The sequence below is a fragment of the Slackia isoflavoniconvertens genome (genome assembly GCF_003725955.1).
Lineage (GTDB): Bacteria > Actinomycetota > Coriobacteriia > Coriobacteriales > Eggerthellaceae > Slackia > Slackia isoflavoniconvertens.
On sequence record NZ_QIBZ01000019.1, the window covers coordinates 26,213 to 36,550 of the forward strand.

General features: G+C 51.1%; 3 protein-coding genes. All 3 read right to left on the reverse strand.

Annotated features, from left to right (window positions below; genetic code table 11):
- Window positions 1–142: 142 nt before the first annotated feature.
- Window positions 143–3,448, reverse strand: a complete 3,306-nt coding sequence (locus tag DMP05_RS08875) for an N-acetylmuramoyl-L-alanine amidase (RefSeq protein WP_123220108.1) — start codon at window positions 3,446–3,448, stop codon at window positions 143–145.
- Between the two features lie 20 nt (window positions 3,449–3,468).
- On the reverse strand, window positions 3,469–6,591 hold the full coding sequence (locus DMP05_RS08880; RefSeq protein ID WP_161957521.1) for a hypothetical protein: 3,123 nt from the start codon (window positions 6,589–6,591) through the stop codon (window positions 3,469–3,471).
- Window positions 6,592–6,835: 244 nt separating this feature from the next.
- Window positions 6,836–10,105, reverse strand: coding sequence for a hypothetical protein (locus DMP05_RS08885; RefSeq protein ID WP_123220110.1), 3,270 nt, complete (start codon window positions 10,103–10,105; stop codon window positions 6,836–6,838).
- Window positions 10,106–10,338: the final 233 nt, after the last annotated feature.

Below are 10,338 nucleotides of genomic sequence, written 5' to 3' on the forward strand. Positions count from 1 at the left end.
TTCCTACATAAAGCACACGGTGGAGACGACTCAAAGGGGCAACGGTTCCGGTATCAAACACATCGGTCCATACGGTCTGCATAAATGCGCGCATTTGAGATTGGATTATCCACCGATAGAGTTAGAACTACCTTTCTGAAATCTATACTGACCTGTTAGCGATGGCTAGTATAGATTGTCCATAATTGGTTCCCGGCACAGCCCATCGGCCATTTAAATCCGTAACCAAAGGGGCACATCCGCGTTGAACCAAATTGAATCTGGGATCGACACACGCCCCATTAAGAGGATCGCTATTTGCGTAAGCCTTCAAATGTTGAACCTGCGCTCTAATACCCTCGGAAACACTACTAAAAATCGCACCGCCTGTCGTAGGGGTTGTTGCGCCCAAACCAGCAAAATTGCACTGGTCGGGTTTCACCGATCCACCAAATTGCAACCAACCAGTTTCATGCATTGCCTGGCCAAAAACGATTTCAGGACGAATCCCCTCAAAACGCGACTCGCGAACCATAATGGAACAGAACTCCTCTATCGACGAAGCGCCGTATTTGGAATAAACACTAGAGGGATATTCAATTCCCGTTGCCTTATACGCCGCAACAAGGCTTTCAACCGTCGCTTTTCCGTATCCAGCTATCTTCTTTCCGTTGTTCGCTGCGTCAACATCGTCTTTGTTCCAGAAGCCAATCGAATCCGTATCGAGCCCCGCATTTGATCCCTTAGGAACAAGCTGAATTTGAATCGCCTGAATAGAACGACCATACCCCTGCGACCCTGCCGGCTCTCCATTCTTCACCCAGCCGAGCCAACCAAAATCGGCGGAATGGACACGATAATAAATATCGAAATTCGATTCAGCATCACCTTTCAGCCGCAGCTGAACGGCCTCGAGTCCCAAAGCCCGACCAGTCGTGCCCGCCATGCCACTCATCCAGTCTTGCCAGCCAATACTCGCCACATGCGCCCTTATCGCAACCGATCCACCACCGGCACCAGATCCAAGCGAGACCTTCAAGGCCTCCATGGACAATGCCCGCCCCGTGGTGCCAGCAATATCCCCGTCAAGAACGGGAGACTGCCAGCCAATATTCGCCACATGCGCCGAATAAGAAATCTTCGGCTCGCGGAACGAGTCCACAGTATCGCCAGGAGCATCAGCGCCCTTTTCCACAAGCTTAACTTCAATCGCCTCGACAGGTAAATTATGCCCTACAGTGCCGGCGCTCTCGCCATTTTTTGCCCAACCCATCCATCCGATATCAGACACATGAGCTCGGTAATAAATGTCGTATTTCTGGGAAAGCGCACCTGTTAATTGAAGCTGCAGAGCTTCCATGTGCAGAGCTTTGCCAGTTGTGCCTACTACTGAATCGGCATCGGCCCAATTCATCCAACCGATATTTTGGACATGCGCTTTTGCCTGAATAGACCCATCGACCTTTGCGTTATCAATGCCAATCTTAAACGCTTCCATTGAAAGCGCCCGACCGGTCGTGCCCGCAACGCCATTCGTCCAGTCTTGCCAACCAATACTTGCAACATGAGCGCAATACCTCAAGGACATAGGCTGGTTGCTCTTGTCCATGAAAGCATTTGATGTAGAACCCGGAGTGGACGAGCCCTTCTCCACTAGAACAACCTCGATAGCCTGCGCTCCATATCCATAACCAAGGGTACCTGCAGATTCGCCATTCTTGGCCCAGCCAAGCCAGCCAACCTGGGCAGAATGAACACGATAGTAGACATCGTATTTTGAAGCGGCATCGCCAGTAAGCCGAATTTGGAAGGCTTGAGTTGCCTTGCCTTGACCCGTGGTCCCAGCGACGCTACCATCGCAAGCCCAGCCCTGCCAAGTACCGTCAACATTGGCACGATACTCAATTCCACCCGATTGCGCGGCCTCATTTTGCAAACTAAGCTTAAGAGCCTCAAGATTGAACGCCTTACCCGTCGTACCGGCAACCTTACCATCATACACGGAGGTTTCCCAGCCAAGGTTTGCAACGTGCGCAGTAGCCGACACGAGCGCCATGCTTTGTGCCGTAGCATCCTTCACAAGACCGTACTGCTGCGCGACACCAGTTGCATCAGCTATACCCAATTGGGTTCGAAATGCATCACTGGCAAGCTTGGAAGCGTCAGAATCATTGGAAACAAAAGCGTGTTCCACAATAATGCCAGGAATACCCGCAAGGCGTGAATTGCGTATAACACTGTAGTAGTCTTTCATGCTTCCGTCGGGATACGCATAGCCCCCATCGGGGTCGTAACCCCAATCTTTAGTCTTCACGCCTCGGTTGTACAGTCCAAGAGCAGCAAGCTGATTCTCGATTTTTTGACCAAGCTCAGTGCCAACAACATGAACATCGTAATTATAAGAGCTATTGTTCGGAACCCATACTTCTGCGCCATGGGCACCTGCGCTAGCCGAGTTAATATGCACACTTACAAAAACATCCGCGCCCATAGCGACTGCGCGATCGACGCGCGTTTGCAGCCCAGGCTCTTCACCCGAAGTGGTAAGGTACGGCGTTACCCCAGTATACGTCGCTAACTCGTCTTTGAAATGGTTTGCGATAGACCAAGTAAGATCAGACTCCCTAAGACCGTTTCCAACCGCACCGGAATCGTTGTACCCATGACCCGGATCAATTGCCACAATCAAATAATCTTCCCTCGACGAAACGGCTGCGCGAGAATCGGAAGAATACATTGCAATAGCGTCCGAATCGGAGTTAGATGCGCCCGCAATTGTCAGAGCCTCTTCCACCGAATCTACCGACTGAAGCTGGCCATTCTCGTCAATAACAGCTGCGGACACCTCGCCGTCGCCCGAAGCCAAGGCGTCAGCAGTTTCTTCTTCAACGTAATCGAATTCATAGCAATCGCCATCAACGCCACCAGAAAGGTCTAATGTTTTTTGACGCGCGCTTCCATCGGTCCAGGACAGGGAAATCAGGGTATACGAAAGAGCTTGACCGTTATCGGAATAGGTAAATGAAAAACGAACTGCAGAATTAGCATAAGCCACAGCGTTCAAATGGCACTCTGTGCCCTTCGAATCACGAAGCGTCAAAACGGCATCGGAGATATCTCCCGATTCATCGCGCAGGGCAACGACGATGTTTTGCTCTTCGCCAAGTGCAAGAACACTTTTATCAATATAGACATACTCTATCAAGTCGTTTACATTCATATCGGCTGAGTCATCAGATCGCAGTTGAGCGCCATCCGCATTTTGCACCGCTTGACCCTGACCGTCAGTCTCATTTGCGCGGGGGCTCTCGGCAGACAAATCATCACCAACCGAAGACGCGTCGTCAACGCCAACAATAACGGCAGGAGCCGAAAAAGCCTCCCCTACCGAAGCGAACGCTTCTGCCGGCACAAGCCCGAAGCACAGAACTACAGATATTAATAGCGCGGTCGCTTTCCTACGTATCATGCGAATACCATCCTCGATAGCTATTTTATGAGCACCACTTGCTGGTTGATCTCAGCCTTGTTTGCATTGTTGAAACATGCGCTTATGCAATTCTGCGGCAAAATCTGATGCCACATTTTATTATCCGATGGACCGTCGCCCCAGAAAAACCCAATATGGCAATCAATGCTTCCGTCTGTTTTAAAGAAGATTATATCGCCCTTCTGGGCAACACCGCTCGCAAGCATATCCCTCACGGAATTAAACGTATACATTTTTGCGCCAGAGTCAACCGCGTATCCATACCAACGCCAGGCATTAATATATGAACCGCCGCCTGGTCCGCCAGACCAAGGCGAATGGTTGTTGTTGGCCCCGATGGCGCCCAAATCGCCACCGCACATCCGATAAGCATGCGCCACGAATCCCGTGCAATTCATACCCGCGAAGCCATCCCAACGACGCGCGCCATTGGGGTACATACATGTTTCAACAGTGAAACCTGCAGAATATGGCGTGCCAAGATAATAGCCATCATATTGGTGCATGGAAAGCCACGCCACCAATTTAGAACGCTGGACGCCCATAACGTAGTCGTTCGCCTCGGTCGCAAAAGGCCTTGCCGTGCTTCCTGGCGCACTTGAATCCTTCGGCAGAATTCGAATCTGCAGCGCTTCAAGCTCATAACCTATACCTGTGGTGCCTGCAGGCTCACCGTTCTTCGCCCAATCCAGCCAACCGTAGCTTGCCACATGCGCCCTGTACCACACATCAAAATAATTTGTCACATTACCCGAAAGGCGAATTTTCACAGCCTCAATTTGCTTAGAACAATCCTGGGCTCCAGCAAGCTCGCCGTTTTTCACTTCACTTTGCCATCCGATATCTTGGACATGAGCTGAATAAACAATGTCGCCCGCCAATGACGAATCGATTGAGACGCAGAGGCCCTTCATCGCCCTAGACTGACCCGTCGTGCCAATTACACCACCGTTACCAACAGTAGACTGCCAGCCATTGCCCTGAATATAAGTCTCTGCCGACATCGACGGAGTAATGACCGAGGGCGTCAATACGGACTCGGGCGCATCGCTGGAACCTTTTTCAACCAGACGAACCTGAATAGCCTCTGCCTGCTTGGCCAAACCAGTGGTGCCCGCCACTTCTCCATTCTTGGCCCAACCAAGCCAGCCATAGTCGGCGACATGCATACGATAATAAACATCGTACTCCGAAGCAGCCGCTCCCGAAAGCTTGATCTTCACGGCCTCTATTGCCCGGTTTTGTCCCACGGTGCCCGATACGGAACCACCTTCAGCCCAATTTTGCCATCCGATACCCGCAACATGGGATTGCACGCTAATTGAAGAGTCCGAGCCAAAATCATCAAGCCCAATTCGAAGAGCCTGCAGCGATTTTGCCTCGCCCGTTGTACCACCTAACTTTCCATTAGATGCTGGAGCAAGCCAACCATAGTCGGCGACATGCGATTGGTACGAAACACCTTTCGTTGGGGCCTCGGCAAAAGGCCTCCCGTCGAATTCTCCCGCAGAAACAGAATCGCGAGGCGCCAGCTTAACTTGGAGCGCAATTATTGAGGAATCGGACGAGCCTGCGATATCCCCGTCAATAGCCCAATCGAGCCAGCCTTTGCCGGGAACGCAAACCCTATAAGCGACACAGTGCCGCTCCGCCAAATCTCCCGAAAGGGACATTTTAATAGCGCGCATTGGCTCCGCATCATTCGAGATACTTTTCGTTATCCCTCGTTCAGTCGTATACGATTTCCACCCTGAAAACTGCTTTTGGATTTCCCAAGATAATTCGCCAGAACAGACAAGGTTATCTATCCCCAATGAAGCATTCGAGAGGGGGCGATCGCTCGCAGAGTCCCCGATGGTCAGAATGCCCCCATCAATCTTTTTTGGTGCCAAAGCCCCATCAAAAATTGTTCCCGATCCATTCACTGAGTTAACGTCGCCAACAAAAGCATTCTCGGTATCACCAGGAGCAGCCTGTCCCTTGTCAACAAGCTGAATTTGAACCGCCTGGATCCAATTCTTGCCATCCCGCACTCCCGAAGGCAAGCCGTTTGCCGTCCAGCCAAGCCAGCCATAGCCAGAAACAAAGGAGCGATAATAAACATCGTATTGCTCGGACGCATCGCCGCCAAGCAATGCCTCGAACGCATTCAGCTTTTTCGCTTGGCCAGTTGTGCCCGCAGACGAAGACCAGTCAGATTGCCAACCCGAACCCTCAACGCAGCCGCGCATAAGAATAGAAGCATTATGCCCATACCAGCTAATATCTGCCCGAAGGGCCTCGCATACTTGTGCAACACCCGTGCTGCCAGCAGTTATGCTGTTGGATACGGCAGAGTACCAGCCCACATTCGACATATGGGCTGCATAGGAAAGCGATGCTGGCTCGGCGCTACGGTCTTTAAAAGCGGAATCGGTTTCGCCAGGGGCCGCAGAACCCTTGGGGAGAACTTTGATTTGAATCGCCTCGGCAGCGCGTGAATAGCCGGCAGAGCCCGCGCTTTCGCCGTTGCTCGCCCAATCGAGCCATCCGAAGTTAGCCGAATGCACGCGGTACCACACATCATAGCTATTTGCTAAATCGCCTTCGAGCCTAATTCGAACGGCCTCCATCGCTAAAGCGCGCCCCGTGGTGCCCGCAACCGCACCCCCAACGACAGAGTCCATCCACCCCTTGCTGGCGACATGAGCCTGTATGGAAATTTGCGAATCGAGATCCGTAGTGCCGTCATCGGCAATTAAATGAACGCGAAGCGCTTCCATCGAAAGAGCCCTGCCCGTAGTACCCGCGACAGACCCGTCCTTCACGAAAGACATCCAGCCGACATTCGACACATGGGACGAATATTCCACACCCGCAATGCCCGAGGTTCCGCTTACGACATCAGATGAATCAACGCCTTCCCCCGCTAAGCCATCTGACGTTTCAGGTTCGACCGCGTCTTCATCCAAAGACGCATCGTACGGCAAAAAGGAGTCGTCTTCCGAAGAGTTTAAAACAGTTTCGGATGACAAAGGCGCATCGTCGCCATCTAATTCCTTTTCGCAAGCCGAACCAACCCCAACATCAATTGGCTCGAACGCTTTCGCAGTGTCGTCGGCATAAGCGCCCGAAATGGGCATCGCAAAGGAAACTATGAGCGATATTGAGAGGAATACCTTAAAAGCAGAGCAAGGCATGGAACACTACTTTCGATTCAAAACACTGTTGAGTTTTTTAGCCGCGAACAGCTTTAAAATTTAATTATATGCACCAAAACTTAATTCTAGCCTCAGAACAAAAAAGGAAGCCGCAAGCGGCCGTGTCGCAAAAAAATGGAGGGCCACCAAGTGCCCTCCATTTTTCGTTGACAGCGCCTGGGTGCGCCTACTTCTTTTGAACGAGCTTTATTTGAATTGCCTCAAGGCGCAGGCCCCGCCCCGTCGTTCCCGCTTCTTCACCATCGCAGCACCAATCAAGCCAGCCGTAATCCTGAACATGCGCCCGGTAGGCAATAGAATAACGTTCGGCGATATCGCCTGTGAGCCTCAGTTTTATGGCTTCCATCTGCAATCCACGACCCGTAGTGCCCGCGACTCCGCCGTTGGCAGACCAATCCATCCAACCAATATTAGCCACATGGGCCCGGTACTCTATGCCGCCATCATATTCCATACCAGACAGCGAAGCGACAAAGGCCTCCATGGCAAATCCTCGGCCAACGGTGCCGATATATGAATCGGGGCCAAGCTCGCCTTGCCATCCAATGTTTGCAACATGAGCCTGACACACGGGGGACTTACGATATGCCGGCTCATCGGTATTGCCGGGAGCAGCCTCCCCTTTCCCAACCAAGCGCACCTCAAAGGATTCCGCTCGCAGCGCATACCCAGTAGTTCCTGCCACTTCACCGTTTTTCGCCCAGTCGAGCCATCCATAGTTTTGGCAATGAACGCGATAGTAGAGATCGTACTTGTCGGCCATGTCCCCGTAGAGCCGCATCTGCAATGCCTCGATGCTACGCGCTTGCCCAGTTGTTCCGGAAACGGAGCCATCTTTGGCCCACGAGCTCTCCCAGCCAAGGCCTGAAACATGCGACCGGTATTCAATTCCTCCATCATAAGGCGCATTCTGAACTTCCACCTTCAAGGCCTCAAGTGCTTCGGCCTTTCCAGTTGTTCCGGCGATGGAGCCAGTTTTCGCCGACGGAAGCCACCCTTCTTCAGAAACATGGGCCGTCGAAAGGACGTCGGTATTCCCACGATTCACCTTCACGATAGACGGCGCCCCAACGGGCTGCTTCTTATAAAACGAAATCGAAGCACTATTCCTAGAGTAGATAGCGAAGTCGTATTCACCGCTTGCCAAGATTTCGTCAGAAAACTCGACAAGATAGCAGGTGTCCCCATCGGCACACAACTCCTTGTATTGCGCATTGGACGAGTCGCTTATGGGAGATGCGAACCAATCCATCACTGAATAATCGATGCTGCTATCGGGGCTAAGGGCATTCTCCTTTGTCATATTCCACAAACCGCCCGCCATACTGGCATCTGCGGAATTATAAGTGCTCGAGCCATAGCCCGACAATCCAATTTCGGGATTGAAGAAGAGAATAAGCTCCGCCGCAACCGAAGAATCGACATCGGTAATACCCAGAGAATCCAGTTGAGTCTGTTTTTCTGGGTACATTCCGGTTGGCGTATTCGGATGGCCCTTGTAATAATATAAATAATTATCCCCATAATACGTTTCAGTCAATTGAGCGTAGTCTTTGAAATTTTGCTCATAGTAAACGTACGTGCCTAAAAACATCATGGCTTTCTTGCCCTGGGCGACAGCATCGTTGAAGTATCCGTCGTTGAAATTATAAAGAGTTTTGAGCGACGAAACCGCTGATTCGCCCCTGCCCTCCAAGGAAGAAAGCATCGACGCAACATTCTTCCTCTTTACCGCGGGGTTGGATGCGATTTCGTTCGCGAACGCGTTATTATCGCCGCTCGTAAACAAATTTGTTCTTGTCATCCACCATTCGGCGCCTGGTTCAATCGTCAGAACAGCGTGCATCGAATCCCAATGATCGTGATAGTCGGAATAGTTCGAGCTAACCGCGCCACTCTGGTATTCAGCCGCTTTTGCTGCATTCCACTCTGAAATAAGAGCGGATTCTTTGGCATACGGATCGGAGATATCGAAAGCCTTGTTCGTAAACACGTATGTTGCGGAACCGTCCGAGAGCAGAGTTATTGAATAATTGCCATCAGGAATTCCGTTTGCATAAATAATCCTATGAATCAGAGCACAGGTAATATCGTTGATATAGAGGTGAAATTTCGAATCAGGGTTCAGTTCGTGAAGCGCCGCAACATAATCCGCGAAAATGGACCAGTCGCTCGACGTCGCGTTCTCGCTTTCCGTCATAAAAGGCATTGCATACATACCATCAGGAAGCGAAGACCAGTTGTACGCAGATGGACGATCGAGCATAACGATAGACGGAATGCTGTCGCCATCTGGCAAGGAAGAGATGTCCCAATATGCCAGGGAGTAAAGAACCACGGGGAACGATGCACTCAAAGGAGCAAGGTTGTATTCGTCAGCAACTATGCCCACCTTTTCGTGCTGGGTGGCCTTCACCGTGCCATCTTTTATATAGTCGATCGAAACATCAAATGGTCCATATGTCTCAAAGTCGACAACCAATTCGGACGCATCAAGAGCGGAATCGAAAACCACGCTGCGAGTAACCCTGCCACGATATAACATTTCGCCACTTACACGCACGGAATCCGCGAGTCCCAAGGCCTTAATCGAAGCCAAATCAGACCAACTGAGAGAACAGGAGGTCGTTTGGCCGACTTGGTTGACCAACGCGCTCAAAATATCGGAAGGAATAAATGCCCCAGTGGTATCGCCGGGTGCTGCCATACCTTTGTTCACAAGCTGAATTTGAATCGCTTCAACATGATAAGCCCAGCCCGTTGAGCCCGCCGGATTGCCGTTGCAAGCCCAACCAAGCCATCCAAAGTTAGCGACGTGTACCCTGTAATAGACATCGTAAGAATTCGCCAATGCGCCAGAAAGACGGATCTTGATTGCCTCCAGCCCTAAAGAACGACCCATCGTTCCTGTAACCTGATTGTTTGATCTTGAGAAATCGCCCTCCCAACCCAAATTGGAAATATGGGAACTGTATTGGATATCAAGATTTGGGTTGGAAGACTGAATTCTAAGAGCTTCGATAGCTTTCGCCTGCCCCACTGTGCCGGCAATATCGCCATTGGAAACCACCGATTGCCATCCAACGTTAGAGACATGCGCGTCATACGAAACATCTGGCACGCCTTGAGCGGACGAGGTCGAATCGGAAGGCGTCCACATTGTATCGGCTGCCGATTCGGCAGGCGTAAGTTGCCCCCCCCCCGTAGAATCATTCTTGCTTCCTTGTTCCAAAGGCGAATCGTTTACTTCGCCAGAATCGATCGCATCATTATCGATGGAATCATCGGACGTTAAAACATCAGCCGATTCAAGCTGGCTACTCCCCGTCGACGAAATATGTTCATCTCCATAAGCTACGGCGCAAATCGGGGTAAAAAATGTCAAAGCAATCGTTAGCAACCAAACAAGCGAAACATGAACCGGTCTTATCAACATGCCGCCCCCAATCGTGATCGTCTTTCTAAATAAAGCAATTAGACCATATAACAGGAGGAACCGCCATCGGTAACGTAAAATTCTTTGCGCACTTTGAAAGCTGAACACGCCCAGAAAAGAGAAAGGACATGGCGCGTGCCGTCGGTATGATTTGAGTGTCGAATTCAATCATGCTAGGAGGCAGGCCATGTCCAACCCAATCGTATCATTCGACGAGGAGGCGGTGAAGTCCG

Coding starts and splice junctions, on each gene's coding strand:
- DMP05_RS08875 (WP_123220108.1), bottom strand. CDS start 3,448: ATGATACGTAGGAAAGCGACCGCGCTATTAATATCTGTAGTTCTGTGC.
- DMP05_RS08885 (WP_123220110.1), bottom strand. CDS start 10,105: ATGTTGATAAGACCGGTTCATGTTTCGCTTGTTTGGTTGCTAACGATT.
- DMP05_RS08880 (WP_161957521.1), bottom strand. CDS start 6,591: ATGCCCATTTCGGGCGCTTATGCCGACGACACTGCGAAAGCGTTCGAG.